Origin of the sequence: Pseudomonas sp. M20 (genome assembly GCF_045037865.1) — a bacterium.
Lineage (GTDB): Bacteria > Pseudomonadota > Gammaproteobacteria > Pseudomonadales > Pseudomonadaceae > Aquipseudomonas.
This window is the reverse complement of the sequence record NZ_CP173611.1, coordinates 1,004,796-1,030,809: the sequence shown is the minus strand read 5'-3', so window position 1 is coordinate 1,030,809 and position 26,014 is coordinate 1,004,796. Positions and strand designations below refer to the sequence as shown.

General features: G+C 60.6%; 28 protein-coding genes. 19 read left to right on the top strand and 9 right to left on the bottom strand.

Going from position 1 to position 26,014, the window contains the following annotated elements:
• Positions 1-8 precede the first annotated feature (8 nt).
• The 3 genes from ssuD to ACI514_RS04645 are packed head-to-tail and all read left to right on the top strand — an operon-like array spanning position 9 to position 3,518.
• Complete coding sequence (gene ssuD, locus ACI514_RS04655; protein WP_160058847.1) at positions 9-1,154, top strand: FMNH2-dependent alkanesulfonate monooxygenase; 1,146 nt, start codon at positions 9-11, stop codon at positions 1,152-1,154.
• Between the two features lie 36 nt (positions 1,155-1,190).
• The gene (locus ACI514_RS04650; protein ID WP_405123160.1) at positions 1,191-2,378 is read left to right on the top strand and encodes an acyl-CoA dehydrogenase family protein; all 1,188 of its coding nucleotides are present in this window, start codon (positions 1,191-1,193) and stop codon (positions 2,376-2,378) included.
• A gap of 36 nt (positions 2,379-2,414) precedes the next feature.
• On the top strand, positions 2,415-3,518 hold the full coding sequence (locus ACI514_RS04645; protein ID WP_034155172.1) for a sigma-54-dependent Fis family transcriptional regulator: 1,104 nt from the start codon (positions 2,415-2,417) through the stop codon (positions 3,516-3,518).
• Here the strand turns inward: ACI514_RS04645 and ACI514_RS04640 are convergent.
• Positions 3,515-3,868, bottom strand: coding sequence for an antibiotic biosynthesis monooxygenase (locus ACI514_RS04640; RefSeq protein WP_034155173.1), 354 nt, complete (start codon positions 3,866-3,868; stop codon positions 3,515-3,517). The two genes, ACI514_RS04645 and ACI514_RS04640, sit on opposite strands and share 4 nt — an antisense overlap.
• Before the next feature lie 93 nt (positions 3,869-3,961).
• Between ACI514_RS04640 and soxR the strand changes: the two genes are divergently transcribed.
• The 4 genes from soxR to ACI514_RS04620 all read left to right on the top strand — a co-directional run bounded on the left by soxR (position 3,962) and on the right by ACI514_RS04620 (position 7,078).
• A complete protein-coding gene (gene soxR, locus ACI514_RS04635; protein WP_160058850.1) occupies positions 3,962-4,414 on the top strand; it encodes a redox-sensitive transcriptional activator SoxR in 453 nt (150 codons plus the stop codon).
• A 103-nt stretch (positions 4,415-4,517) separates the two neighbouring features.
• On the top strand, positions 4,518-4,976 hold the full coding sequence (locus tag ACI514_RS04630; protein ID WP_405123159.1) for a VOC family protein: 459 nt from the start codon (positions 4,518-4,520) through the stop codon (positions 4,974-4,976).
• Positions 4,977-5,224: 248 nt separating this feature from the next.
• Complete coding sequence (locus ACI514_RS04625) at positions 5,225-6,100, top strand: alpha/beta fold hydrolase (protein ID WP_160058852.1); 876 nt, start codon at positions 5,225-5,227, stop codon at positions 6,098-6,100.
• Between the two features lie 63 nt (positions 6,101-6,163).
• Positions 6,164-7,078 carry a LysR substrate-binding domain-containing protein gene (locus ACI514_RS04620; RefSeq protein ID WP_202982142.1) on the top strand — a complete coding sequence of 305 codons (915 nt, stop codon included), beginning with the start codon at positions 6,164-6,166 and terminating at the stop codon, positions 7,076-7,078.
• A 125-nt stretch (positions 7,079-7,203) separates the two neighbouring features.
• Here ACI514_RS04620 and leuD read toward each other — a convergent pair whose 3' ends face one another.
• Positions 7,204-7,818 carry a 3-isopropylmalate dehydratase small subunit gene (gene leuD / locus ACI514_RS04615; RefSeq protein WP_160058854.1) on the bottom strand — a complete coding sequence of 205 codons (615 nt, stop codon included), beginning with the start codon at positions 7,816-7,818 and terminating at the stop codon, positions 7,204-7,206.
• Positions 7,815-9,233 (bottom strand): 3-isopropylmalate dehydratase large subunit, encoded by a 1,419-nt coding sequence (leuC, locus tag ACI514_RS04610; protein WP_405123158.1) that lies wholly within the window; start codon positions 9,231-9,233, stop codon positions 7,815-7,817. Before leuC ends, leuD begins: the two co-directional genes overlap by 4 nt.
• 407 nt (positions 9,234-9,640) lie before the next feature.
• Between leuC and ACI514_RS04605 the strand changes: the two genes are divergently transcribed.
• The 8 genes from ACI514_RS04605 to ACI514_RS04570 are packed head-to-tail and all read left to right on the top strand — an operon-like array spanning position 9,641 to position 15,901.
• On the top strand, positions 9,641-10,840 hold the full coding sequence (locus tag ACI514_RS04605) for a PepSY domain-containing protein (RefSeq protein ID WP_160058856.1): 1,200 nt from the start codon (positions 9,641-9,643) through the stop codon (positions 10,838-10,840).
• Positions 10,837-11,379 (top strand): thiamine pyrophosphate-binding protein, encoded by a 543-nt coding sequence (locus ACI514_RS04600; protein WP_405123157.1) that lies wholly within the window; start codon positions 10,837-10,839, stop codon positions 11,377-11,379. The genes ACI514_RS04605 and ACI514_RS04600 overlap by 4 nt, the downstream gene beginning before the upstream one ends.
• Entirely contained in the window at positions 11,376-11,717 is a 342-nt protein-coding gene (locus ACI514_RS04595) for a hypothetical protein (protein WP_405123156.1), read from the top strand. The genes ACI514_RS04600 and ACI514_RS04595 overlap by 4 nt, the downstream gene beginning before the upstream one ends.
• The gene (locus tag ACI514_RS04590) at positions 11,714-12,289 is read left to right on the top strand and encodes a DUF6162 family protein (RefSeq protein WP_405123155.1); all 576 of its coding nucleotides are present in this window, start codon (positions 11,714-11,716) and stop codon (positions 12,287-12,289) included. Before ACI514_RS04595 ends, ACI514_RS04590 begins: the two co-directional genes overlap by 4 nt.
• A 35-nt stretch (positions 12,290-12,324) precedes the next feature.
• Positions 12,325-13,254, top strand: coding sequence for a metal ABC transporter substrate-binding protein (locus tag ACI514_RS04585; RefSeq protein ID WP_242205574.1), 930 nt, complete (start codon positions 12,325-12,327; stop codon positions 13,252-13,254).
• Positions 13,251-14,096: a metal ABC transporter ATP-binding protein gene (locus tag ACI514_RS04580; protein WP_405123154.1), complete on the top strand. Its 846-nt coding sequence runs from the start codon at positions 13,251-13,253 to the stop codon at positions 14,094-14,096. Before ACI514_RS04585 ends, ACI514_RS04580 begins: the two co-directional genes overlap by 4 nt.
• Positions 14,096-14,995: a metal ABC transporter permease gene (locus ACI514_RS04575; protein ID WP_007917717.1), complete on the top strand. Its 900-nt coding sequence runs from the start codon at positions 14,096-14,098 to the stop codon at positions 14,993-14,995. The genes ACI514_RS04580 and ACI514_RS04575 overlap by 1 nt, the downstream gene beginning before the upstream one ends.
• A complete protein-coding gene (locus tag ACI514_RS04570; RefSeq protein ID WP_405123153.1) occupies positions 14,996-15,901 on the top strand; it encodes a metal ABC transporter substrate-binding protein in 906 nt (301 codons plus the stop codon).
• Between the two features lie 200 nt (positions 15,902-16,101).
• On the opposite strand, the gene ACI514_RS04565 is transcribed toward ACI514_RS04570, so the two are convergent.
• From ACI514_RS04565 to ACI514_RS04545, 5 genes are all read right to left on the bottom strand, one after another.
• Complete coding sequence (locus tag ACI514_RS04565; protein ID WP_160058863.1) at positions 16,102-16,326, bottom strand: MbtH family protein; 225 nt, start codon at positions 16,324-16,326, stop codon at positions 16,102-16,104.
• Between the two features lie 82 nt (positions 16,327-16,408).
• Positions 16,409-17,821: an aspartate aminotransferase family protein gene (locus ACI514_RS04560; protein ID WP_405123152.1), complete on the bottom strand. Its 1,413-nt coding sequence runs from the start codon at positions 17,819-17,821 to the stop codon at positions 16,409-16,411.
• Between the two features lie 142 nt (positions 17,822-17,963).
• Positions 17,964-18,449: a GNAT family N-acetyltransferase gene (locus ACI514_RS04555; protein ID WP_160058865.1), complete on the bottom strand. Its 486-nt coding sequence runs from the start codon at positions 18,447-18,449 to the stop codon at positions 17,964-17,966.
• A gap of 204 nt (positions 18,450-18,653) precedes the next feature.
• Positions 18,654-19,976, bottom strand: a complete 1,323-nt coding sequence (locus ACI514_RS04550; RefSeq protein ID WP_160058866.1) for an ATP-binding protein — start codon at positions 19,974-19,976, stop codon at positions 18,654-18,656.
• Positions 19,976-20,656: a response regulator gene (locus ACI514_RS04545; protein WP_007908710.1), complete on the bottom strand. Its 681-nt coding sequence runs from the start codon at positions 20,654-20,656 to the stop codon at positions 19,976-19,978. The genes ACI514_RS04550 and ACI514_RS04545 overlap by 1 nt, the downstream gene beginning before the upstream one ends.
• Before the next feature lie 245 nt (positions 20,657-20,901).
• Here ACI514_RS04545 and ACI514_RS04540 point away from each other — a divergent pair, with 245 nt between their 5' ends.
• The 4 genes from ACI514_RS04540 (at position 20,902) to dsbG (ending at position 25,053) form a co-directional block, all read left to right on the top strand.
• A complete protein-coding gene (locus tag ACI514_RS04540) occupies positions 20,902-21,594 on the top strand; it encodes a hypothetical protein (RefSeq protein ID WP_405123151.1) in 693 nt (230 codons plus the stop codon).
• A gap of 98 nt (positions 21,595-21,692) precedes the next feature.
• Complete coding sequence (dsbD, locus tag ACI514_RS04535) at positions 21,693-23,426, top strand: protein-disulfide reductase DsbD (protein WP_405123150.1); 1,734 nt, start codon at positions 21,693-21,695, stop codon at positions 23,424-23,426.
• Complete coding sequence (locus ACI514_RS04530; RefSeq protein ID WP_405123149.1) at positions 23,426-24,307, top strand: prolipoprotein diacylglyceryl transferase family protein; 882 nt, start codon at positions 23,426-23,428, stop codon at positions 24,305-24,307. The genes dsbD and ACI514_RS04530 overlap by 1 nt, the downstream gene beginning before the upstream one ends.
• Entirely contained in the window at positions 24,283-25,053 is a 771-nt protein-coding gene (gene dsbG, locus ACI514_RS04525; RefSeq protein ID WP_405123148.1) for a thiol:disulfide interchange protein DsbG, read from the top strand. The genes ACI514_RS04530 and dsbG overlap by 25 nt, the downstream gene beginning before the upstream one ends.
• An 81-nt stretch (positions 25,054-25,134) precedes the next feature.
• Here the strand turns inward: dsbG and ACI514_RS04520 are convergent, their stop codons facing one another.
• The gene (locus ACI514_RS04520) at positions 25,135-25,947 is read right to left on the bottom strand and encodes an alpha/beta fold hydrolase (RefSeq protein ID WP_160058871.1); all 813 of its coding nucleotides are present in this window, start codon (positions 25,945-25,947) and stop codon (positions 25,135-25,137) included.
• Positions 25,948-26,014: the final 67 nt, after the last annotated feature.

Genomic DNA, 26,014 nt, shown 5'->3' with positions numbered 1-26,014 from the left:
AGTCGTTCATGGATGTTTTCTGGTTCCTGCCGACCCACGGTGATGGCCACTATCTGGGCACCACCCAAGGTGCGCGCCCGGTCACTCTCAATTATCTGAAACAGGTGGCGCAGGCCGCTGACAGTCTCGGCTACCACGGCGTGCTGATTCCCACCGGGCGCTCCTGCGAAGACTCGTGGGTGATCGCCTCGGCACTGGTGCCGTTGACCGAGCGCCTGCGTTATCTGGTGGCGATCCGTCCGGGGATCATCTCGCCGACAGTCTCGGCGCGCATGGCTGCGACGCTTGATCGGCTGTCCAACGGCCGCTTGTTGATCAACGTGGTGACCGGCGGCGATCCGGATGAAAACCGTGGCGACGGCAGTTTCCTCAGCCACGCCGAGCGCTATGAAGTCACCGATGAATTCCTGAAGATCTGGCGTCGCGTGTTGCAAGGCGAGGCGGTGGATTTCGACGGCAAACATTTGAAGGTGCAGAACGCCAAAGCGCTGTATCCGCCGGTGCAAAAACCTTATCCGCCGTTGTACTTCGGCGGCTCCTCCGATGCCGCGCATGATCTGGCCGCCGAACAGGTCGATGTCTATCTGACCTGGGGCGAACCACCCGCCGCGGTCGCGGAAAAACTCGCCGATGTGCGCGAACGAGCGGCGCGGCATGGCCGCCAGGTGAAGTTCGGTATTCGCTTGCATGTGATCGTGCGCGAGACCGCCGAAGAAGCCTGGAAAGCCGCGGACAAACTGATCGAACACATCAGCGACGAGACCATTGAGGCGGCGCAGAAATCCTTCTCGCGCTTCGACTCCGAAGGCCAGCGGCGCATGGCAGCGTTGCACGATGGCCGTCGCGACAACCTCGAAATCGCCCCCAACCTGTGGGCCGGTGTCGGTCTGGTGCGCGGCGGTGCCGGGACGGCGCTGGTCGGCGATCCGCAGCAAGTGGCGGCGCGGATCAAGGAATACGCGGATCTGGGCATCGAGAGTTTCATCTTTTCCGGTTACCCGCATCTGGAAGAGGCTTACCGCTTTGCCGAGTTGGTGTTCCCGCTGCTGCCCGAGCCTTACGCCAGTCTGGCCGGGCGTGGTGTGACCAATCTGACCGGGCCGTTTGGCGAAATGATTGCCAATGATGTGTTGCCCACAAAAGCCTCGGCGTAAACCGAACCCCGGCTGATTGAATTCAGGAGTGTTGGTGTGACCGCCAAACCGCAAAGTACTTTGTTATCCCCGCTGCAGACCGCCCGCCAACTGGCCGCCGAGTTTGCCCTGACCGCCGTCGAGCGTGATGAACGTGGTGGCACGCCGAAAGTCGAGCGCGATGCCCTGCGCGACAGCGGCCTGCTGGCCTTGAGTATTCCGACCCGCTACGGCGGCCTCGGCGCGAGCTGGAGCGAAACCCTGCAAGTCGTTCGCGAGTTCGCCAAGGTCGACAGTTCGCTCGCCCACGTGTTCGGCTTTCATCACTTGATGCTCGCCACCGTGCGCCTGTTCTCGCGGCCGGAACAATGGCAGCCGTGGTTCGAACAGACCGCGCGGCAGAACTGGTTCTGGGGCAATGCGCTCAACCCGCTCGACACCCGCACCGTGGTCAAGGATCTCGGCGGCTGGCGCGAATTTTCCGGGAAGAAAAGTTTCTGTTCCGGCGCCAGCGATTCACAAATGCTGATCGCTTCGGCGGTCGATGAAAGTGCTGGCGGCAAGTTGCTGATCGCGGCGATTCCTAGCGGACGTAGCGGCATCACCCTGCACAACGACTGGAACAACATCGGCCAGCGTCAGACCGACAGCGGCAGCGCCACGTTTGAACGGGTGCGCGTCGAAGAGTCGGAACTGCTCCTCGATCCCGGTCCGCTGAGCACGCCGTTCGCCTGCTTGCGTCCATTGATCGCGCAACTGACGTTCACGCATATGTTTCTCGGGATTGCCGAAGGCGCTTTCGCAGAGGCGCGGCAGTACACCCTCAGTGAAACCCGGCTCTGGCATAAATCCACGGCCCGCGATGTGCGCGAAGATCCCTACGTGCTCGCGCATTACGGCGAGTTCTGGGTAGCGCTGGAAGGCATTCGCCTGTTGGTCGAACGCGCGGCGGCATTGCTCGATGAGGCCTGGGCCAAAGGCGCAAATCTCAGTGCCGAAGAGCGCGGCCATGTCGCCACCGCGATTGCCACGGCAAAAGTCGCCGCCAGCCGCCAGGGTCTCGATATTTGCAGTCGTCTGTTCGAAGTGACCGGCGCGCGCTCAACCCACGCGTCCCTGCGCCTCGACCGTCACTGGCGCAATCTTCGCACGCAAACCCTGCACGACCCGCTGGATTACAAACTCCATGAGTTGGGCGACTGGGCGCTGAATCAGTCGCTGCCGGTGCCGACCTTTTATTCCTGACCTGCCTGCATTTGAACTAAAAAGAAGGACGAGCCCATGCAACTGCTGACCCTACCGCCCTCTCCCGCGCTCGCCACGTCGATCCGCGCCACCGCGCAGGTATTCGAAGACCCGAAGTCCCAGGCCCTGCTCGCGCATTTGCAACAAGTCGCGCCGAGTGAAGCGAGTGTGCTGATCATCGGCGAAACCGGGACTGGCAAAGAGCTGGTGGCGCGGCATATTCATAACCTCAGCAATCGCCGTCATCGGCCGTTTATTGCGGTCAATTGCGGGGCGTTTTCCGAATCGCTGGTAGAGGCGGAATTGTTCGGTCATGAAAAAGGTGCGTTCACCGGCGCACTGAGCGCCAAGGCCGGCTGGTTCGAGGAGGCGGACGGCGGCACGTTATTTCTCGATGAGATCGGCGATCTGCCGATGGCGATTCAGGTGAAGTTATTGCGGGTTTTGCAGGAGCGCGAAGTGGTGCGACTGGGCTCGCGCAAAAGCATTCCTATTGATGTACGAGTTCTGGCGGCGACCAACGTGCAGCTGGAAAAAGCCATCAACGCCGGCCATTTCCGCGAGGATCTGTATTACCGCCTCAACGTGGTCAATCTGGAGCTGAGCCCACTGCGCGAGCGTCCCGGCGATATCCTCCCGCTCACGCGCCATTTCATCGAAGCCTACAGTCAGCGCCTCGGTTATGGACGCGTGAGTATCAGCCCCGGCGCCGAGCACAAGCTGCGCGCTTACAGTTGGCCGGGCAATATTCGCGAACTGGAAAACGTCATCCATCACACCCTGCTGATCTGCCGCAACGGCGTGATCGAACGCGATGATTTGCGCCTGTCAAACCTGCGCATCGATCGCCCGGACGATCATCACAACAGCGCCGATGATTCACCGGAAGCGTTGCTGGAACAGGCCTTTCAAAAACTCTTCGCGCAACAGGCCGGCGCTTTGCACGAGAAAGTCGAAGACGCCCTGCTGCGCGCAGCGTATCGCTTTTGCCATTACAACCAGGTGCACACCGCAGCACTGCTCGGTCTGAGCCGCAACGTCACCCGCACGCGTTTGATCAAAATCGGCGAACTGGCGGTAAACAAGCGGCGACTCACGGAAAACCTGCAAGGCGAACGCTTGATCCAGCTGTCGATCTAGCCCACCAGGTGGCAGTGCAGCGCATCGTCGTGGCTGCGGGCGATGCTGCTCAGCACCTGGAACGAATTGAAGGTGATGGTTTTCGCCTGATGGGTATGAATCAGTTGCCAGAAATCCTGCTCGCCGCTCTCAAAGCTGCGAAATGCCGCCTCTCCCGCCTCGCGGGACTGCCATTGGAGAAAACTCAGCACGCGCCGGCCGTCATCGCTGGCCTGCACACTGGCGCTGACAAAACCCTCGTAGCGCTGAGCCAGACGCTCGGTTTGCCTCGATAGTGCGGTCACCAGCGCAGGTTGTTGGCGTGGTTCGATTTCAAATTCGATCAATTGGGTGAAACTGCGGTTGTTCATGGAATGCCCCCACTCAGCGTAAGACGAGCCTTGCGACTCGAAGACCTGCAGGGTAAAACCTCTAGTTAAGTCAAGGTCAAGAGCTGTCTTCAGATGATCAGCAAAGAAAATGTGCACAAACAGTTAACGGTTGGCGAAGTCGCAGCGCGCAGTGGCGTCGCCGTCACCGCTCTGCACTTTTATGAATCCAAAGGCCTGATCAAGAGCCAGCGCAATGCAGGCAATCAGCGACGCTATCCACGTGAAGTGCTGCGCCGGGTGGCCTTGATCAAGGTTGCGCAGCGGCTGGGGATTCCACTAGCGGAAATTGGCGAGGCGCTGAAAATCCTCCCGAATGATCGGGCGCCCAGCGCGACCGACTGGAATATCCTCTCGCAGCAATGGCGCCGCGAACTGGATGAGCGGATCGAGCAATTGACCCTACTGCGCGATCGGCTCAATGGCTGCATCGGTTGCGGCTGTTTGTCGATGGAGGCCTGCCCGCTGCGTAATCAGGGCGATGTTCTGGGTGAACAGGGACCGGGGCCGCACTTTCCCGAAGACTGACGCTCGTCGGGCAAAAATTTGCACGGCGAAGACGGTTCTATAGTGAATCTTCCACAAATCCGGTGGAGCCACATCTCATAGAACAAAAATCAGGGAGAACGTCATGAGCGTCAAACCCATTCCCGAGGGGTATCACAGCATTACCCCGTATCTCGGCATCCACAAAGCCGCCGAGGCCATCGATTTCTATAAAAAAGCCTTCGGCGCCACCGAAGTCATGCGCCTGGCCATGCCAGACGGCGGTATCGGCCACGCCGAACTGCGCATTGGTGACAGCGCGATCATGCTCGGTTCGCCATGTGATCAGGGGCCGTTGAGCAGTCCGGATCAAGCCGTGTCGGTTGGTTTGCATCTGTATGTGACCGATGTCGACAAGTCGTTTCAACGGGCGCTGGACGCGGGAGCGACGACTTTGTCCGAGGTCAAGGATCAGTTTTACGGTGATCGCAGCGGGACGTTGAAGGATCCGTACGGGCATCTGTGGTTTCTCGCCTCGCGCAAGGAGGATCTGACTGAAGAGCAGATCAAGCAGCGGGCGATGGAGATGTTTCAGCAGGGTTGAGCATTTCAGTGTCTGGACTGGCCTCTTCGCGAGCAGGCTCGCTCCCACAGGGTTTCGTTGGGTGGCATAGAGAGTGGTCACACCGAAGACTCCTGTGGGAGCGAGCCTGCTCGCGAAGGGGCCGGCACTGGCAACCCGAGTCTCATCAACACACTTCATGAACCGGCCGACCACGCTTTGCCCCTTGCCGCAAACGCCGGACGATTTCAGGATGCAGCCAACCAGAACCCTGAAAAAGGATCAGCCCGATGTTTGCCGGATTCCGCAAAGACCAGCACCACGTCAACGGCGTCGACATTGCCTACCGCCTCGGCGGCAGCGGCCCGGGCCTGTTGCTGTTGCACGGGCACCCGCAGACCCACGTGATCTGGCACAAGATTGCCGAACAACTGGCCGAACACTTCACTGTGGTCGCCGCCGACCTGCGCGGTTACGGTGACAGCAGTCGCCCGGTGGCCGATGAGTTGCACATAAATTATTCGAAACGCGAAATGGCCCGCGACAATGTCGAGCTGATGCAGTCGCTGGGCTTCGCGCAGTTTTCTATCCTCGCTCACGACCGTGGCGCACGAGTCGCCCATCGGCTGGCGCTCGACCACCCCGCCGCCGTGCAGCGCATGATGCTGCTGGACATCGCGCCGACCCTGTCGATGTACGCACAAACCAACGAAGCCTTCGCCCGCGCCTACTGGCACTGGTTCTTCCTGATCCGTCCGGCGCCACTGCCGGAAACCTTGCTCGAAGCCGATCCCGAGAGTTATCTGCGCAGCGTGATGGGCAGTCGCAGCGCCGGGCTCAAGCCGTTTACCGATGCAGCCTTCGGCGAATACCTGCGCTGCCTGCAACAACCGGGCAGCGCCCGTGGCATCTGCGAAGACTATCGCGCCAGCGCCGGCATCGATCTTGTGCACGACCGCGCCGACATCGCTGCCGGGCATCATCTGAATCTGCCACTGCGCGTGTTGTGGGGCGCCGAAGGCACGGTCGGACGCTGCTTCGATCCGCTCAAGGAGTGGCAGCAAGTGGCGACCAACGTCAGCGGCCTGGCCGTGCCCGCTGGCCATTACATTGCCGAAGAAGTCCCCGAACTGCTGCTTGGCGAAGCACTGGCCTTTTTGCGCTGAGCCGAGCCGCAAGATCTCAGTGCTATGCTGGCGGCGTCTGCCGCCGCCAGTGTTCGTTTTGACATGTCCCAGAAGAAAGACACCGTGCCCCTGCCCGAAGACCTGCGTGTGCTGCTCACCGTAATCCGCAAGAACGGCTTTGCGGCTGCAGCGGATGAACTTGGCCTGTCACCGGCCTACGTCAGCAAACGCATTCAGATTCTTGAAACCACCCTCGGCACTCGCCTGCTGCACCGCACCAGCCGGCGCGTCTCGCTCACCGAGGATGGTGAACGCGTGCAGCGCTGGGCATTGCGCATTCTCGATGATTTCCAGCAACTGCACGACGAACTGTCCGACGCCCACGACAGCCCGCGTGGGCGTTTGCACATTTGCAGCAGTTTCGGTTTCGGTCGCAATCACGTGGCCCCGGCGGTGTCGTTGCTGGCCGAACGTTATCCAGAACTGGAGATTCGCCTCGACCTGTTTGACCGGGTGGTGGACATCATCAATGAAGGCTTCGATCTGGAGATCCGTGTCGGCGACGACATTCCCGGCCAGCATATTGGTCGGCGTCTGGTCAGCAATCGGCGCGTGCTGTGCGCCGCCCCCGGTTATCTGCAACGTCGCGGCACGCCGCAAACATTGGACGACCTGCAGCAACACGATTGCCTGGTGATCAAGGAGCGCGACAACGCCTTCGGCATCTGGAATCTGGATCGCGATGGCGGGCAAGAGGGCGTGCGGGTCAGCGGCCCCTTGTCGTCAAACAACGGCGAGATTGTTTTGCAGTGGGCGCTGGACGGGCGTGGGCTTTTGTTGCGCTCGTTGTGGGATGTGAAGCCGCTGCTGGACCAAGGACGCTTGGTGCAGGTGCTGGACGATTACAGCCAGAGCGCCAATGTCTGGGCGGTGTACCCGACGCGGCTGGCGCATTCGGGGAAGTTGCGCGCGTGTGTGGAGTTTTTGCAGGCGCATTTCAAAAGCCTGTCGCTGTAACCCGAAACAACACAAAACCCTGTAGGAGTGAGCCTGCTCGCGATAGCGGTGTGTCAGACACAACAATTCTGACTGATCCGCCGCTATCGCGAGCAGGCTCACTCCTACAGGGGATCAGCGGTGGGTCAGGAGAGCCACGGGTTGTTGGCCAGGTGTTGGCGTTCGAAGGTTTTGATCTGCTCGCGCCGTTGCAGGGTGCTGCCGATGGCATCCAGTCCCAGCAGCAACGCGGTTTTACGCAGGGTATCAATCTGGAATTCGATCACCGTGCCATCCGCCAGGCCAATGTGTTGGGCCTCCAGATCAATACTGATCCGCGCCGTTTCAGCCTGACCGACAAGCTGTCCGATACGTTGCACCTGCGCTTCTTCCAGGGTGATCAACAACACCCCGTTACGCTGGCAGTTGTCGTAGAAGATCCCGGCAAAACTGCTGCCGATCAACGCGCGAATGCCCATCTGTTGCAAGCCCCAGACCGCATGTTCGCGGCTGGAACCGCAGCCAAAATTCGGCCCGACCAGCAGAAAACTTGCGCCCTGCCACGCTGGTTGGTTCAAAACGAAATCGGGGTTGGGGCTGCCATCGCGCAGAAACCTCAAATCGAAAAACAAGCCGCGATCGAGTCCATGGCGATCAATGCCTTTGAGGAACTGCTTGGGCATGATCACGTCAGTGTCGACATTGGCCGCCAATAACGGCGCGGCCTGACCGCTGACCTGGGTGAAAGGTTGCAGGCTCATGAGCGTTCTCCAAAGTGGCGGATATCAGTGAGTCGACCGCTTATCGCAGCGGCGGCGACCATCGCCGGGCTCATCAAGTGAGTGCGGGCGCCAGCGCCCTGACGGCCTTCAAAGTTGCGGTTGGTGCTCGACGCGCAACGGTCGCCGGGGGCGAGGACGTCGTCGTTCATCGCCAGGCACATCGAACAGCCGGACTGCCGCCATTCGAACCCGGCGTCGATAAAGATCTGCGCCAGCCCTTCGGCCTCGGCCTGCGCGCGAACTTCGCTGGAGCCGGGAACGATCATCGCCCGCACATGCTCTGCCACTTGCTGCCCGCGCACGACGCTGGCGGCATCACGCAGGTCTTCGATTCGCGCATTGGTGCACGAACCGATAAAGGCATGGCTGATGACGATATCGCTGAGCGCCATGCCCGCTTCCAGGCCCATATAGTTGAGGGCGCGGCGCATGTCCTGACGCAGGATCGGATCGCTGATCGCTTGCGGATCCGGGACTCGCGCACCGATCGCGGCAGCCTGATCGGGGCTGGTGCCCCAGGTGACCATCGGTTCCAGCACACTGGCATCGAGGCGAATCTCGCGGTCAAACACCGCGCCCGGATCACTGCGTAATTCGCGCCACTTCTCCACGCCCCGCTCCCACAACTCGCCTTGCGGCGCTCGCGGCTTGCCCTTGAGATAGGCGAAGACCTTTTCATCCGGCGCCATGAATGCGCCGCGCGCGCCGGCCTCGACGGCCATGTTGCAGATGGTCATGCGCGCTTCAACGCTCAAGGCATCGATGGTCGAGCCGCAGAATTCAATGGCGTACCCGCTGGCCCCGGAAGCGCCGATGCGGCCGATCAGGGCCATGATCACGTCTTTGGAGGTCAGGCCCGGCGCCAGATCGCCCTCCACGGTCACGCGCATGCTTTTCAGACGTTTGTAGACCAAGGTCTGCGAGGCCAGCAGATGCTCGATCTCGGACGTGCCGATGCCGAAACCGAAAGCGCCGAGTGCGCCATAGGTAGTGGTGTGGCTGTCGCCAGCGGCGATGACCATTCCCGGCAAAATGAACCCTTGCTCCGGGGCGATCACATGTTCGATGCCCTGACGTTTGTCGAGGATGTCCAGCAACTCGATGCCAAAGTCCCGGCAGTTCTCCGCCAGATACGACACTTGCCGCGCGCCGCCCGCATCAGGCATTGCCGCGATGCGCACAGGCGTGGTCGGGTTGACGTGATCGACCACCGCCAGCGCCGTGCCCGGCCGCCAGACCTCGCGCCCGGCCGCGCGCAAACCGCTGAAGGCCTGCGGGCTGGTGTATTCGTTGATCACCTGACGATCGATATACAGCAGGACATGGCCCTGATCGTCGAGGCAGCACACCGTGTGCGAATCGATGTGTTTGTCGTAGAGGGTTCTGGCGGTCATCAAGGCGCTCACTCAGAGAAATCAGGTGATTCCCATGATAGGCAGCGCGGGTCGGCCATCAATTGGCAGAGAGTGATGGCGTGGATCATGAATCGTGTTTGATCGGCCGGACCGCAAAATCCTGTAGGAGCTGTCGAGTGCAACGAGGCTGCGATCTTTTGATCTTGTTTTTAAAGATCAAGATCAAAAGATCGCAGCGTGCCGCAGCTCCTACAGTGGGATCTCGTCACACCCTGCGAATTGGGAAACATTTGCTTTCATATCATCTTTCGGGATTTTCCGCGCTCATCCGTCCTATATAGATGCAGGCCGTTCGCGTAGGCAAAAGCCACGTCCGGTCTTTCAGGGTCCCCGTGCTGCGAAGCCCGTAGCCACGCGCCCTTTCACCGCTATCAAGACGCGCAATCATGTCGAAGAAATCCCGCTCCAAACTGTGGTTCCTCGTTCATAGCTGGCTGGCGCTACCGATCTGGTTCTTTGTCCTGATCGTCTGCGTCACCGGCACTCTGGCGGTGGTCAGCCAGGAAATCGTCTGGCTGGCCAACCCGCAGATGCGCGCCAGCCAGCCTGCCGACGATGCGCCGCTGCTCAGCTATGACCAGGTTCTCGCCGCGATCAAGAAGGCCGAACCGCAAACGGTCGTGCAGAGCATCAGCCGCCCCGACGAATCGCATTTCGCCCTGGACGTCGAGGTCAGCTACCCCGATGGACGCGCGCAGACCGTTTATGTCAATCCGTACACCGGCGTAATTCAGGGCGGTGCACCGGACTTCAACTTCAAGGCCTTCACCCGTGCCCTGCATGGCTGGTGGCTGGTGCCGTTCACCAATGGTTACAGCTGGGGCTGGTACCTGGTGTCGTTCCTCGGTCTGCCGTTGCTGGCCTCGCTGATCACCGGACTGGTGGTCTATAAACGCTTCTGGAAGGGTTTCTTTAGCCCGACCCTGCGCTTTCGCCACGGTGCGCGGATTTTCTGGGGCGACTTCCACCGCCTGAGCGGTATCTGGTCGATCTGGTTTATTGCGGTGATCTCGGTCACCGGCACCTGGTTCCTGATCGAAGCGATGCTGTTCGATAACCACATCTCCATCTCCAGCGAGCCGATCATTCCGGCGATGGCCCGTGAAGCCGTGCCGATTTCGGCTGACGGAACACCACCGCCACGCATCAGTCTGGATCGTGCCATCGAAGTCGCCCAACAGAAAATTCCCGGCCTGGAAGTCAGCTTCGTCAGCTTGCCGGGGAACGCCTATAGCCATATGAGCCTCGGCGGCCGTGGCTGGTATCCGCTGATGTTCCAGACCGCGACGCTCAACCCGTTCAACGGGGACGTGGCGGCTTCGCGTCTGTTGTCCGATCGCACTTCGCTGGAGTTCGTCACCGAATCCATGCGTCCCCTGCATACCGGTGATTTTGGCGGGCTGTGGATCAAGCTGATCTGGTTTTTCTTCGGCCTGTTACTGAGCATGATGGTGCTCAGCGGCTTGTTGATCTGGACCAAACGCACCGCGCTGGCCACGGCCAATGCGCTCAAGCGTGAGTCGAAGAAATCCCGCGTTCAGGCGCAACCGGCCATGAACCGTGAAGCGTCGGAGGTCAACCTGTGAGCAAGTCCACTGCTGCGCCGCAACCGTCGCGCCTGAGCCTGTTCTGGTACAAATGGCGCTTTCACATCAACGTGCTGTTGCTCCTGATCCCGCTGGGCTTCATGCCCAAGTACTTCGCCGACGCCGCACTGTTTCGTGGCGACATCGGCCTCGGGGAACGGGACGTCGGCGAAGTCACCGTCGGTCCCTGGAGCCTGCGCCTGGCCGAGTTGCGCAACGAAGCGCCGCGCCTCGAAGGCCCGGCCGGCCATATGAAAGGTTTCAACGCCGCCCTCTGCGATGCCTGCATCGACCAGGTCAAGGCCACCTACCTGCGTATCGGCAAACCCCGCAGCCTGCGCGCCGCCGGGGTGATTTTCTTCGGTACGCCCTACCGTATGGGCGCGCAATTGCCAGTGCCGGAAAAAACCAAAGCCGACGCCGAACTGTGGATCACCATGGAAGGCTGGGACGGCAGCATGCATCAGGCCTCGATTCCCCTGAGTCAGGCCTCCCCCGCCACCATCGCCTGGCTGAGCAAACAAGGAGCCAAACCATGACCCGCTCTCACCGCCCTTTTCGCCTGCACCTGAGTGCTGCGCTGCTGGTGCTGAGCGCCGGCTTCAGCGCCGGCGCCCTCGCCCACAACCCGATGTGCGAATGCAAAGCCATCGATGCCGAGCAGATCAAATGCACCGGTGGCTTTTCCGACGGCAGCGGTGCGCCGGGGGTGACCCTCGATGTGATCGGCTACGACGAAACCATTCTGGTGCCGGGCAAGCTTGGCAGCGACTCGACCCTGACGTTCAAGAAACCTGGCGCCGAGTTCTATGTGCTGTTCGACGCAGGCCCAGGCCACGTGGTCGAAATCGACCAAGCGGATATCGAATCCCCATGAGTACGCCAACCACACAAATCGTGCGCCCGGCCGGTGCCGGCCATGAAACCCTCAATGTCCTGCTGTTGTGCCTGTTGATCCTCGCGGTTGCTGGTTCTGTCGTCGCGTGGCGCGGGGTTTCCCATGAACCGGAGCCCGTCGCCAGTCACCAGTTCGACGCGCGCCGCGACCTCAGCGCTGCCGAGCAAGGCATCTACGCCGACCTGCGGGTGACCTTCGACGAAATCCGCTTGCTGCGCGAAGAACAGCAAGCCCTGCCGACACCGCAAAATCTGGCCGACGAAGGCTTCGCGCCGTTTGCCCAGGACGCGAGTTCGGTCAGTCGTGGTGGTCATGCCTGGCAGCTACTGGCGAACACGGCCTATTTCGGCCATAGCCAAAGCCCGGCCATCGCCGGCTCGTTCGTCATGCTGTTGAGCAGCGATGACAAGGCCGCTGCGGACATCTGGCTCAACCGCGATGCCAGCCTGCAAGTGCCCACCGACTTGACCGAAGCCACCCTGTCCGCCGCCGGCTGGAAACAGATCGTCGCGCAATACGATGCCGGGGTTACCCGCGAACATCGCCATTGATTCCTCGCCCCCATCCGAGAGAAGACCGTTTGCCCATGTCTATTTCATCACCGCGCCGTCCATTGTTACGCTGGTTTCTGCTCGGCCTCTGTGCCTGCCTGCTGAGTCCGCTGGCCAGCGCCGATCAGGCCAAGCGCCTGCGCATCGGCATTACCTTGCACCCCTATTACAGCTATGTGGCGAACATCGTCGGCGACAAAGCCGAGGTGGTGCCGCTGATCCCGGCCGGTTTCAACCCGCATGCCTACGAGCCACGCGCCGAAGACATCAAACGCATCAGCGGCCTCGATGTGATCGTGCTCAATGGTGTCGGCCATGACGACTTCGCCGACCGCATGATCGCCGCCAGTGAAACGCCGAACATCAAAACCATCGAAGCCAACGAAAACGTGCCATTGCTGGCCGCCACCGGGGTCGCCGCACGCGGCGCCGGCAAAGTGGTCAATCCGCACACATTCCTGTCGATCAGCGCCTCCATCGCCCAGGTCAACAACATTGCCCGCGAACTGGGCAAGCTCGATCCGGACAACGCCAAGACCTATACACAGAACGCCCGCGCCTACGGCAAACGCCTGCGGCAGATGCGCGCCGATGCTCTGGCCAAGCTGACGCAGGCGCCGAACGCCGAACTGCGCGTGGCCACGGTGCACGCGGCTTACGACTATCTGCTGCGGGAGTTCGGCCTGGAAGTGACCGCTGTGGTCGAACCGGCGCACGGCATTGAGCCGAGCCCGAGTCAGTTGAAAAAGACCATCGACCAGTTGCGTGAACTGGACGTGAAAGTGATCTTTTCGGAGATGGATTTTCCCTCCACCTACGTCGAAACGATTCAGCGTGAGTCCGGCGTGAAGCTGTACCCGCTGTCGCACATTTCCTATGGCGAATACACCGCCGACAAGTACGAAAAGGAAATGACCGGCAACCTCAACACCGTAGTGCGGGCGATTCAGGAGTCTGGCGCATGACCTCCAGAGAAACGATCTCGAACGAACTCCAGTCTCCTGTGGGAGCGAGCCTGCTCGCGAAGGCGCCGGGCCAGCCAACATCTTTATCGAATGACACACCGCATTCGCGAGCAGGCTCGCTCCCACAAGGATTGGGACCGACTCTAGATTTTGCGGAAGTCTCTCTGACGCTCGGTCGCACGACAATCCTCGACAACGTCACCTTCCAGGTGCAGCCCGGCAGCGTGCATGCCCTGGTCGGCCCTAACGGTGGTGGCAAGAGTTCACTGATCAAGACCTTGCTCGGACAGATGCCACATCAGGGCCAGCTCAGTCTGCAATGGCCCGGCGAGCCCGGCACCATCGGTTATGTACCGCAGGCGCTGGAGTTCGATCGCGGCCTGCCAATGACCGTCGACGATTTCATGGCCGCCATGTGTCAACGACGCCCGGCATTCCTCGGTTTGAGCAAGCGTTACGCGGGCGCTATCGGCGAAGCGCTGGAGCGCGTCGGCATGCAGGACAAACGCAAGCGGCGCATGGGCGCGTTGTCCGGCGGTGAGCGGCAGCGCGTTCTGCTCGCACAAGGCTTGATTCCGGCGCCGCAACTGCTGGTGCTGGATGAACCGATGTCGGCCCTTGATGAAGCCGGGATTCAAGTCTTTGAACGCCTGCTCGGCGACTGGCGCGCGGCGGGCATCACGGTGCTGTGGATCGAGCACGATCTGGAAGCAGTCGGGCGTCTGGCCAGTCGCGTTACCGGCCTCAACCGCCGCGTGCTGTTCGACGCCACCCCACAACAGGCACTGACCCCGGAACGCCTGCTGACGCTGTTTTCGACCCATCCACGGAGCGCTGCCTGATGAGTTACGAAGCCTTTCGTTTGATGGTGCAGGGCTGGGCCTCGTCCGGCTATCTGCCGGAAGCGCTGGCCTACGGTTTTGTGGTCAATGCGTTGCTTGCCGGCTTGCTGATCGGCCCGGTGCTCGGCGGCCTCGGCACGCTGGTGGTGGTCAAGCGCTTCGCGTTTTTCTCCGAAGCGGTGGGCCACGCTGCGCTGACCGGTGTAGCCATCGGCATCCTGCTCGGCGAACCCTACACCGGCCCCTATGGCAGCCTGTTCGGTTACTGCCTGCTGTTCGGCATTCTGCTCAATTACCTGCGCAACCGCACCGGTCTGGCGCCGGACACCTTGATTGGCGTGTTTCTGTCGGTGTCGCTGGCACTCGGCGCGAGTCTGCTGTTGATTCTGGCGGGCAAGATCAACGTGCACATTCTCGAGAACGTGCTGTTCGGTTCAGTGCTGACGGTCAACGGTAACGATCTGGCGGTGCTGGCCATCGTCGGTTCCCTGGTCATGGCTCTGGCCCTGCCGCTATACAACCGCATCATGCTCGCCAGCTTCAATCCGCAACTGGCTGCAGTACGCGGGGTGGCGGTGAAAACCCTGGATTATCTGTTCGTGATTCTGGTGACGCTAATCACCGTGGCCGCGGTGAAAGTCATCGGTGCGATTCTGGTCGGCGCGCTGCTGGTGATTCCAGCGGCGGCGGCGCGTTTGCTCAGTCAGTCGCTCAAGGGCTTCTTCTGGTGTTCGGTGCTGATCGCCACGGTCAGCACGTTGTGCGGGATTCTTGCGCCCATCGTGTTCGATCTGCCGATTCCATCCGGCGCCGCGATCATTCTGGTCGCCGGCATTGCCTTCGCCCTCGCCGCCATTGCGCGCGGGGTTGTCCCGAGTCTGAAAGGGAATCTTGGATAAATGACTTTTTCACTGCGACAACTGACCTTGGCCATGACCCTGTGCGGTGTGGTCTGCTCGCCGTTGATGGCCGCCGAAAAAGCTAAGCCGCTGCAGGTACTGGCTTCGCTGCCGATCACCTTTGGCTTGGCGGAAGCGCTGCTCAAGGGCACTGATGTCAATCTCGAACGCGCGGCGCCAGCGAACCTGCCGGGCAGTCGTCAGAGTGCCTACTTCACAGGGCGTGGCGCTCCGGCCCTGAGCAAACTGGCAACCGGTGCCGATGCTGTCATTGGTGTGCGCTCGCTGTGGCCAGATGATCAGTTGTACCCGATCGCCCGCCGCAGCAATATCCGCATCGTTGAAGTTGATGCGGCGCGCCCGATCGACGGCGCCCTGCCGGGCATTGCCGTACAACCGGATCTGAAGGTCGACGGCTTGAACAGCCAGCCTTGGCTGGCCAGCAACAACATGGGACGCATGGCGGATGTGATGGCGGCGGATCTGGTGCGCCTGGCACCGAGCGCCAAGCCGAAAATCGAGGCCAACCTGGCGACGTTGAAGCAGCGTTTGTTGAAGCTCAGCGCGGATAGCGAAGCGCGTCTGGCCAGTGCGGACAATTTAAGCGTCATGAGCCTGAGCGATCACTTCGGTTATTTGATCGGCAGCCTCAATCTGGAGCTGATCGGCGAGGATCCGCGACCTGATACCGAGTGGACGCCAGAGGATCTGAAAAAGCTCACGGCAACGCTCAAGGACAATGATGTCGCGGTGGTGCTGCATCATCGGCAGCCATCGGACGCGGTGAAAGCGGCAATTACCGAGTCGGGCAGTCATCTGGTGGTGTTGAGCACCGATGCAGCGGATCCGGTGGCGGAGCTGGAAGGCAATGTGGATTTGCTGCTAAAGGGTTTGAGCGGGGCGTGATTCGAGTTGCACCGCGTTATCGTTCATCGCTGGCAAGCCAGCTCCCACAGGGTTCTCGGTGAACTCAGATTTTATAATCACCAAAATACCTGTGGGAGCTGGCTTGCCAGCGATGAGGCCCTAAAAGACAACACAAACTCCAGCCATAAAGAAACCCGCTGACTGTCACCAGTCCAGCGGGTTTGTTTTTGCCCGGCCGTTTATTGCACGGCGGCCTGCCCTTCCATCTTCTGGCGCAGGCTCAGCGGACGCATGTCAGTCCAGACTTCTTCGATGTAGGCCAGGCATTCCTTTTTCAGGCCGCTCTTGCCCACGGTGCGCCAGCCTTGCGGCACGGCTTTGTAGTCCGGCCAGATCGAGTATTGCTCTTCGTGGTTGACCACGACCTGAAAGAGGATGTCCTCGCGGTCGAATACTGACGTCATGCTGGTTCTCCATCGTTGTAAGGTGGGCTGCACGAGGGGTGCAGCCGGGTATGTAGAAAGAACGTTCGGCGCGGCGAAAAATTTACAGCGACGCGGTGGCGGCGGCCAAAGCGCGACCGAAGATTTCCGCAACATGGTCGATTTCAGCAGCGGTAATCACCAGCGGCGGCAGGAAACGCACCACCGCGCCATGCCGGCCGCCCAGTTCCAGAATCAACCCACGCTTGAGGCATTCGCGCTGCACCAGCGGCGCCAGTCGCGCAAACGCCGGTGGATGACCGAGCGCATCCAGTGGGCCGTTCGGCTCGACCAGCTCTACCCCGAGCATCAGCCCACGACCCCGAATATCACCCATTTGCGGGAAGTCGCGCTGCAGGATGCGCAGGTGCTCACTGAGGCGCTCGCCCATGGCAGCAGCGTGTTCGCAGACCTTGTGCTCAACCAGATAACGCATTACCGCAGAGCCTGCCGCCATCGCCATCTGATTGCCACGGAACGTGCCGGCGTGCGCGCCCGGCTGCCAGGTGTCGAGCCAGTCGCGATAGACCACCACGGCCAACGGCAGGCTGCCGCCGATGGCTTTGGACAACACCACCACATCCGGAGTGATACCGGCATGTTCGAAGGCAAACATCTTGCCGGTGCGGGCAAAACCGCTCTGAATCTCGTCGACGATCAGCGCCACACCGGCCTTCTCGGTGATCCGACGCAAGCCGCGCAACCACTCGATGTCTGCCGGAATCACCCCGCCCTCGCCCTGCACCGCTTCGACGATCACCGCCGCTGGCAATTGCACGCCAGCCTCGGGATCGTTGAGCAGGTTTTCCAAGTAACTCAGGTTAGCCTTCACGCCAGCTGCGCCACCGAGGCCGAACGGGCAACGGTAGTCATACGGGAACGGCATGAACTGCACGCCGTTGCTGAGCAAGGCGCCCAGCGGCTTTTTCGGCCCCAGGCTGCCCATCAGGCTCAATGCGCCCTGGCTCATGCCGTGATAACCCCCGGAGAACGACAGCACGGTGCTGCGTCCGGTCGCCGTGCGTACCAGTTTCAATGCCGCCTCTACGGCATCGGTGCCGGTCGGCCCGCAGAACTGGATTTTCGCTTCAGCCGCGAGGGCCGATGGCAGCAGACCGAACAGATCCTGGACGAACTGATCCTTGACCGGCGTAGTCAGGTCGAGGGTGTGCAGTGGTAATTCATCGGCCAGCACCTGCTGGATCGCTTCGATCACCACCGCGTGGTTATGCCCCAGCGCCAGCGTGCCGGCCCCGGCGAGGCAGTCGATGAAAGTACGCCCTTCAACGTCTTCGACATACAGACCTTTGGCGCGCTTCAGTGCCAATGGAATGCGTCGCGGATAGCTGCGCGCGTTGGATTCCTGCCGGGCCTGACGGGCGAGCAATGGCGATTCGTTGAACTGGTACAGCGTTTCGGCCGGCGCCGAGGTAACCCGGGCCGACGACTCTTCGATAAGGCTGGTGGCGACTGACATCTCTCGACCCCTCAATTGGCTATGGATAGTGACCAAAACAGCACACCGGACAGGTGCGCATTCCGATCGCGGGGCGCACTTGCAGGTTTTCCTGTTCTGGAAACGCTTAAGGGGCCCGAGGATTTAGCCCGTGATCGAGTTGTCAGCCCGATGCTACCAGCGACTTGTGCATGGGCAGGGTCTGCAAGCCGTTGCATTCGAGGGGCGGCGCTGACTTGTGATAGCCCAGACGCCGATAAAATGCCTGGCCGGTGTGCGTGCTGTTGAGATCAGCGTGAGAAACACCGCGAACCCGTAACCAGCCTTCCAGATCCAACATCAGCGCTCGCCCGACGCCCCGGCGAAATGACTCTGGCTGGACATAACACAGCAAAATGTCGCCGCTGGCCCGAGCCATGCCGACACCGACCGGTTTGTCCGGCAACAACGCAATGCAGAGGTAGAAGTGCGGATCGGCCAGTCGAGCACTGATGAAGTCGGCGGTTTGCAGGCCGATCCATTGGCTGACGAGTGATAGATCATTACGGTGATCGGGCGCACAACCGATGCGGATCGAACGCTCGATGATGCGGCTGATGATGCTGGCGTCGGCCAGTGTGGCCGGACGAATACAGATGGGTGCTTCCATGGCGCAGTTCCCTCAATCCATTGAGTCAAAGCTGCGATGACCTTACCCCCACGCGGGCCGGATGGCGAACGCCGAGAAGTTACATTTGATGTGTCTGGCGCGATTTCCTGTAGGAGCTGCCGAAGGCTGCGATCTTTTGATCTTGATCTTGAAAAACAGAATCAAAAGATCGCAGCCTTCGGCAGCTCCTACACTGTGCTGGGGTTAGACGGGTTGCAACGGCATGGTCAGTTCGACGCGCAGGCCATCCGGACGGCTGTCGAAATGCAGGGCACAGTCGCAACGCTGAACGATCGCCTGAACAATCGCCAGGCCGAGGCCGCAACCGGTGCTTTGGCCGTTGCGCCAGAAGCGCTGAGTCAGGTGTTGCAGATCATCCGGCGCAATCCCCGGGCCATGGTCGCGCACGACAAAACGTACGCGGTTGCCAATGGTTTCCAGACTCAGCTCGACCGCACAGTCCTCGGGGGTATGACGCAGGGCGTTGTCGAGCAGATTGCGCAGCGCCGCAATCGACAGCACGGCCGGCATCTGCAGCGCTGCAGTGGAAAGCTCGCCTGGCAGTTGCAGTTTGATGCGCAAGCGCTCGCCACCCGTGGCGTCCTGAATCGCCAGGCGTGCCACTTGCTCGGCGCTGCATTGCGAACCGTCATCGAACGACAGACTGCCCTCGACCCGCGCCAGCAACAGCAGTTGTTCGAGGGTGCGATGCAAGCGATCGGCGCCTTCCTCGGCCCGCGCCAGCGACTGATCGCGGGCGCTGCCATCGGTCATGCGCGCGACTTGCAGGTGAGTCTTGATCGCCGTCAGCGGGCTGCGCAGTTCATGCGCCGCGTCACCGGTCAGGCGCCGCTCGCGCTCGATGGTTTTGCCGATGCGTTGAAACAACTGATTTTGCGTTTCAAGCAGCGGCTTCAATTCGCTGGGGAAGGTCTGGATCTGCAGCGGCTCAAGGGAATCGGCATTGCGCCGCATCAACGCTTCACGCAGACGGTTGAGCGGCGCCAGCCCCTGGCCGATGCCCAGCCATAACAGGCACAGGCAGCCGAGCAACGCCACACCCACCGGCACCGACGCCGCCAGCAGGATCGACATGTTCAGCGCCTCGCGTTCGATCTGCCGATCAGCGGTGGTAATGCGCACATCGCCTCGGGCGAGGGTAAAGCTGCGCCACGGCGCACCGTCGATCATCTGGTCATGGAAGCCCATCTTCTCGGCTTCCAGCGCTTGTTCGGGATTGTTGTGGCTGCGCGCAAGAATTTCCCCGCGCAAGGAGCTGACCTGACAGGCCATACCACCGGGGATATTCAGTTGTTCGGCGCTGAAATGGGTGCCTTCGCCTTTGCTCGGCAGTGTCGGCAACTGTTCCAGCAGCCCGGCAACCATCCGCGCCGACGCCACCAGACGCTGGTCGAGGGAGAACATCATCTGATTGCGCAGGTCACTGAGCATCCAGGCCGCCGCCAGCGCCCAGATGAGCGCAAACGCGGCGCCGAGGGTCAGGCTCAGGCGCAGTCGCAGGCTCATCACTTGCCTTGATCTCCACCGTCAGCCGGGCCGAGGCGATAGCCCAGACCGCGCACCGTTTCGACGATGCCCTTGCCCAATTTGCTGCGCAGGTGATGGATGTGCACGTTCAACGCGTTGCTTTCCAACTCATCGTTGAAGCCGTAGACACTGTCTTTCAACTGCTCGGTGGACAGCACCCGGCCACGATTGTGCAGCAGCGCCTGCAACAGCGATTGCTCACGGCGCGACAAGTCCACCGGTTGCCCGGCCAGGGTGGTTTCGCGGCTGCTCGGATCGTAGGTCAGCGCGCCGTGCTCGATCAGGTTGACGCTGCGTCCGGCGACTCGGCGCAGCAGGGTTTGCAGACGGGCGAACAGTTCACGCAGATCGAACGGCTTGAGCAGGTAATCGTCGGCCCCGGCCTGCAAGCCATCGACACGGTCGGTCACCGAGTCGCGCGCGGTCAGGATCAGCACCGGAATTTCCAGGCCGCTCTGACGCAGTTGTTGCAACAATTTGAGGCCATCTTCGTCGGGCAGGCCGAGATCGAGCACCATCACGTCGAATTCGGCCACTTTGAGCATCGCCCGCGCCTTCGACGCAGTGTTGACGTGCTCAACGGTCAAACCCTGAGCCGTGAGACCGGCGACGATACCGCTGGCGATCAGCTCATCGTCTTCGCAAACCAGTACGTGCATGGGAACTCCGCAGGAAAAACGTCAGTGAAGCAGCCAAGGATTAAGCCGCAATTATGGCCATCATCGGTGCTTACGGGAAGCCGGCCGCAAACGCCTCGGCCGTCCCCGCGGTGCGCAAACCCAAAGCCACCCGGCGTTGAAACTTCCTCCACTAATAAAGAAACAATTCCTCCCTTGTAAGAATCCTCCGATCATTTAGTTTCTGTCCGCCAACTACATACTTTTTTTAAAGGGATTTAATAAACATGCCTCAACTAAAAAACTTCGTCGCTATCGATTGGCGCTCCGGCCCTGACCGTATTTATTTCTTTTTCAAGGACAGCGACACCTATTCCCGATTCGATCTCGGTGACAACGAAGTATCCGCCAACTATCCCGCATCGGTCGGCGCTAGCTGGGACAGCTTTGGCCCCCATGCCAAAGACTTGCGTTTCGGGCTGACAACCACTTCATTCGGCTGGAACACCTCGTCCGATGAGGATATTGCCTGGTTGTTCTTCTACCAGGGAACCACACCCATGGTGTGTAAATATAATCAGGACAAAGACAAGGTCGATGCCTTCTATAAAGTTTCCGATTCAATCTGGAAGCCAATACTGCCCTACTTCGACAAAATCATCGCCGGTACCTGGTTCCAACTAACCGGGCACCCGTTCCTGTTCAGATTCATCCTCAACGACGGGCACTATCTATCGTTTAACTACAAGGCAAAGACCCTGACTTACAAACCCTTCGGGGATTATCAACTTGGCGCGCTGAAACCGTACAAGGACCGCATCATCACGGCAGCGCAAAATGACCGGACTTTCGCCGACAGCTACTGGTACATCTTCCTGACCGATAACCAATACCTGACTTACAACATTCAGTCCGACCGTCTGGTCGCCGGACCGAAAACCATCAATGACCAGAACTGGCCCGGACTGCTGCGAGGCTGATTGGCCGAAGCCCGGAGGGCCTTGTAGGATACGGTTAATTATCGGTTAATCGCCGCTGCCCATTCTGCATCCCATCTGCACAGGGACAAGGCTCCTCCATGCGTCATTTTTTTCTTTTGTTTGCCCTACTGATTTCCAGCCTGGCACAGGCTGGAAACAATCCGTTTGAGACAAAACCGGAATTTCTGCCGGTCGACCAGGCATTCGTACTCACCTCCGAACGCCTGGAGTCCGGTGAAACCCAGCTGTTCTGGCAAATCACCGACGGCTATTACCTGTATCAGAAACGCCTGAAACTCGACGGACTGAGCGCAGCACAGCAGCCTGCGCTGCCTGAAGGCGAATCCCACAGCGACGAGTTTTTCGGTGAGCAACCGGTCTATCGCCAAGGGCTGGAAGTGAAAATCCCGGCAACCGCCACAGGCCAGATCAAAGTCAGCTATCAGGGCTGTGCCGATGCCGGCCTGTGCTACCCGCCGCAAACCCGGGTCATCGATCTGGGCGGCAAAGCCGCAGTGGCTGCAAGCGCAGAAGCACCGGATCAGGCGTTGGCCAGTAGTCTGCAACAACGGGCGCTGGGCTGGAGTCTGCTGGTGTTTTTCGGCCTCGGTCTGTTGCTGGCGTTCACCCCGTGCACCTTACCCATGCTGCCGATTCTGGCCGGCATGGTAGTCGGCAGTGGTGCCACCCCGCGTCGCGGTTTCGCGCTGGCCGGCAGTTACGTGATTTGCATGGCGCTGGTGTATGCGGCGATGGGCGTGATCGCTGCGCTGCTCGGCGCGAATCTGCAGGCGTGGTTGCAGAACCCTTGGCTGCTCGGCACGTTCGCCACAATCTTTGTGGTGCTGGCCTTGCCGATGTTCGGTTTCTTTGAACTGCAATTGCCGGTGGCCCTGCGTGATCGTCTTGAACATGCCTCGCGCAGTCGCAGCGGTGGCAGCCTGATTGGCGCCGGGGTGCTCGGTGCGTTGTCCGGTCTGCTGGTCGGGCCTTGCATGACCGCGCCGCTGGCGGGAGCGTTGCTGTATATCGCGCAGAGCGGCAACGCGCTGCACGGCGGTTTGATTCTGTTTTCGCTGGGCATCGGCATTGGTGTGCCATTGTTGTTGCTGGTGACCGTGGGCAATCGCTTCCTGCCCAAGCCCGGCGCCTGGATGAATCTGCTCAAAGGCGTGTTCGGTTTCCTCTTTCTCGCCACGGCGCTGTTGATGTTGCGTCCGGTGCTGGATGCTTCGTTGTGGCTGGGCCTGTGCGGCGCACTGCTGTTGATCGCCGCGTTCTGTGCCTGGAAACAATCCGAAGGTTTTGGCCGCGTCGCGCAGTTGTTCGGCGCCAGCTCGCTGTTGCTCGGGCTGTGGGGCAGTTTGCTGGTGATTGGTGCGGCAGGCGGCAGCGATGATCCGTATCAGCCTTTGCAGGTCTACAGCGCCGGCCGCGCCAGCGCAGCGCAGCCATCGGCTCATGACGCGTTCACCACGATCAAGGAGCCGGCGGCGCTGCAACGCGAACTCGAGGCCGCCAAAGCTCAGGGCCAGTGGGTACTGCTCGACTACTACGCCGACTGGTGTGTCTCGTGCAAAGTCATGGAGAAGCAGGTGTTCGGCAAAGACAAGGTCATGCAGGCGTTGAGTGATGTACGCCTGCTGCGCCTTGATGTCACTGCCGACAATGCCGCCAGCCGTGAATTGCTCAGCCGCTACAAAGTGCCAGGGCCACCGAGCTTTGTCTGGATCGGCACTGATGGCGAAGAACGCCGCAGCCAGCGCATCACCGGCGAAGTCGATGCCGAGACCTTCCTGCAACGCTGGGCCACCACCCGGGACGCCAATTAATGTTGACTCTCACCCTCGGCACTTTTGCCATCGCGCTTAATCACCTGCTGCTGATCAGTGCCCTGGCGCTGGCGACCTTTGTCGGTTGGCGGGTGGCCAAGCGTGGCGGCGATAACCCCGAGTCGGCATTGTTCAGTCTGTTTCTGCTGGGCATGCTCGCGGCGCGAATTGCCTTTGTGCTGCTGTACTGGTCGCACTATCGCAATGACCCGTGGCAGATCATTGATTTGCGTGACGGTGGTTTCCTCGCCTGGCCGGGTGTGATTGTGTTGCTGCTGGCGGCGCTGTATCGCGGCTGGCGTCGTCCAGGGCTGCGTCGTCCACTGGGTTTTGGCGTGGCCAGCGGCGTGGCGTTCTGGCTATTGGCGACGTTGTCGTTAAACATCTATGAACAAGGCACCCGACTTCCGGACATCTCTCTGCGCAACGCGGCCGGGGAAACCATCCAGCTCAGCCACTATCAGGGCGGCCCGCTAGTGATCAATCTGTGGGCGACCTGGTGCCCGCCGTGCCGGCGCGAGATGCCAGTCCTGGAGAATGCCCAGCAACAACGTCCGGACCTGACCTTCCTGTTCGTCAATCAGGCCGAAAGCATGCAAAGCGTGGCGACATTTCTTGAGACCCAGGGCCTGAGCCTGAACAACGTGCTGTTCGATCGCAGCGGTCGGCTAGGTCAGGCCGTGGGTTCCATGGCATTGCCGACTACGCTGTTCTACAGCCCTGACGGCAGGCTGCTGAGCAGTCACCTGGGCGAGTTATCCAACGCCAGCCTGGCGCGCGCCTTGGAAAACTTCGACACCCCAACCCCGAATTCGAACCCGGCCACTGCACCGGCCACCTCTGCAAGGAAACTGCCATGCCCCGCCTCCGCCACCTGCTGACGCTGACTCTGGGCAGCGCCTTGCTGCACTTGCCGTCGGTGCAGGCCGCTGAAGAATTGCCTGCGGCGATCAAGCAGATCGAAGCCAAAGGCGCGAAAATCGTCGGTCAGTTCGATGCCCCCGATGGTTTGCGTGGTTATGCGGCGCAGTATCAGAATCGCGGCATGGCGCTGTACCTGACCCCGGATGGCAAGCATGTCATTCTCGGCAATATGTACGACGCCGACGGCAAAGACCTGAGCAGCGAGCCGCTGCAAAAAATGGTGTATGCGCCGATGGCCAAGGAAGTCTGGGCCAAGTTCGAAGCGAGCAACTGGATTCAGGACGGCAACAAGGATGCACCGCGCACCGTGTACCTGTTCAGCGATCCGAACTGCCCTTACTGCAACATGTTCTGGGAACAGGCGCGGCCGTGGGTGAAATCCGGCAAGGTGCAATTGCGGCACATCATGGTCGGGATCATCCGCGAGGACAGCCCGGGTAAATCGGCAGCGCTGCTGGCAGCGAAAGATCCGGCCAAGGCCCTGGAAGATCACGAAAAGGCTGGCAAGGGCAGTTCGCTAAAAGCGCTGAAAAATATTCCAGCGGCTGTGCAGACCAAATTGGCGGCGAACATGCAGTTGATGGAAGACCTGGAATTGCAGGCGACGCCGGCAATCTTCTATATGGATGACAAAGGCGAGTTGCAACAGCAGCAAGGCGCGCCTTCGCCGGACAAGTTGGCGAAGATTCTCGGGCCTAAATAAGCAAAATCAAAAGATCGCAGCCTGCGGCAGCTCCTACATGGAGCGCGTTTTCTGTAGGAGCTGCCGCAGGCTGCGATCTTTTCAACGGCGGTCAGCCAGAAAGGTAAACAGCTCCTCGGTGACAAACTGCGGATTCTCCAGATTGGAGATATGCCCCGCTTCCGGCACCAGTACCCACGGGCAACCGATCAACTCCGCCATTTCCTTTGCTTCCGACGGTGGTCGCGGCTTGTCCTGGTCGCCGCACATGACCAGCGTGGTCGCCGCATTCAACTTGCCCAGACGTGGCAACAAATCATCGCGACCAAAGGTGATACGCCCCATCGGCACGATGCTTTCGCGCAGTCGATCAGACGAATACGCCGCCAGTTTCGCGCGGAAATCCTGATACAGCGCCGACTGCGGATCGATCCCCGGACGGAAGAAAATCGGCACGACGATATCCAGTAATTGCTCGGAGATTTCGCCGGTTTCTTCAATCTGTCTGAACAGCGAGAAGTAGTACTGACGAGTCGGTTCCGGCTCAACGCCGACGTAGGTGTCCATCAGCACCAGACCGTTGATCCGTTGCGGTGCCGACAAAGCCAGACGCACGCCCCACATGCCGCCAACCGACAGCCCGACGAGAGTGACCTGATCGATGTCCAGATGATCGAGCAGGGCCTGCGCCTGACGGGCGATGTCGTCCAGTGAAGTCGTGCCTTCGGGTAACCGCCCCGACTCGCCATGGCCCCACAGATCCAGTGCAATCACCCGATAGTGCGGCGACAACGCGGCAATCTGCGGCGCCCACATGGCCTGGTCCCATAGATAGCTTCCGGCCAGCAACACCGCCGGGCCTGAGCCTTGATCAATGTAATGCAGCGCTTGTCCGTCAACCGTGAAAAAAGGCATCGACCACCCCCGCGACAAAAAAAGAGAACCGGCAGACTGAGGTGCCGGTTCTTTATCGTCAACCTTG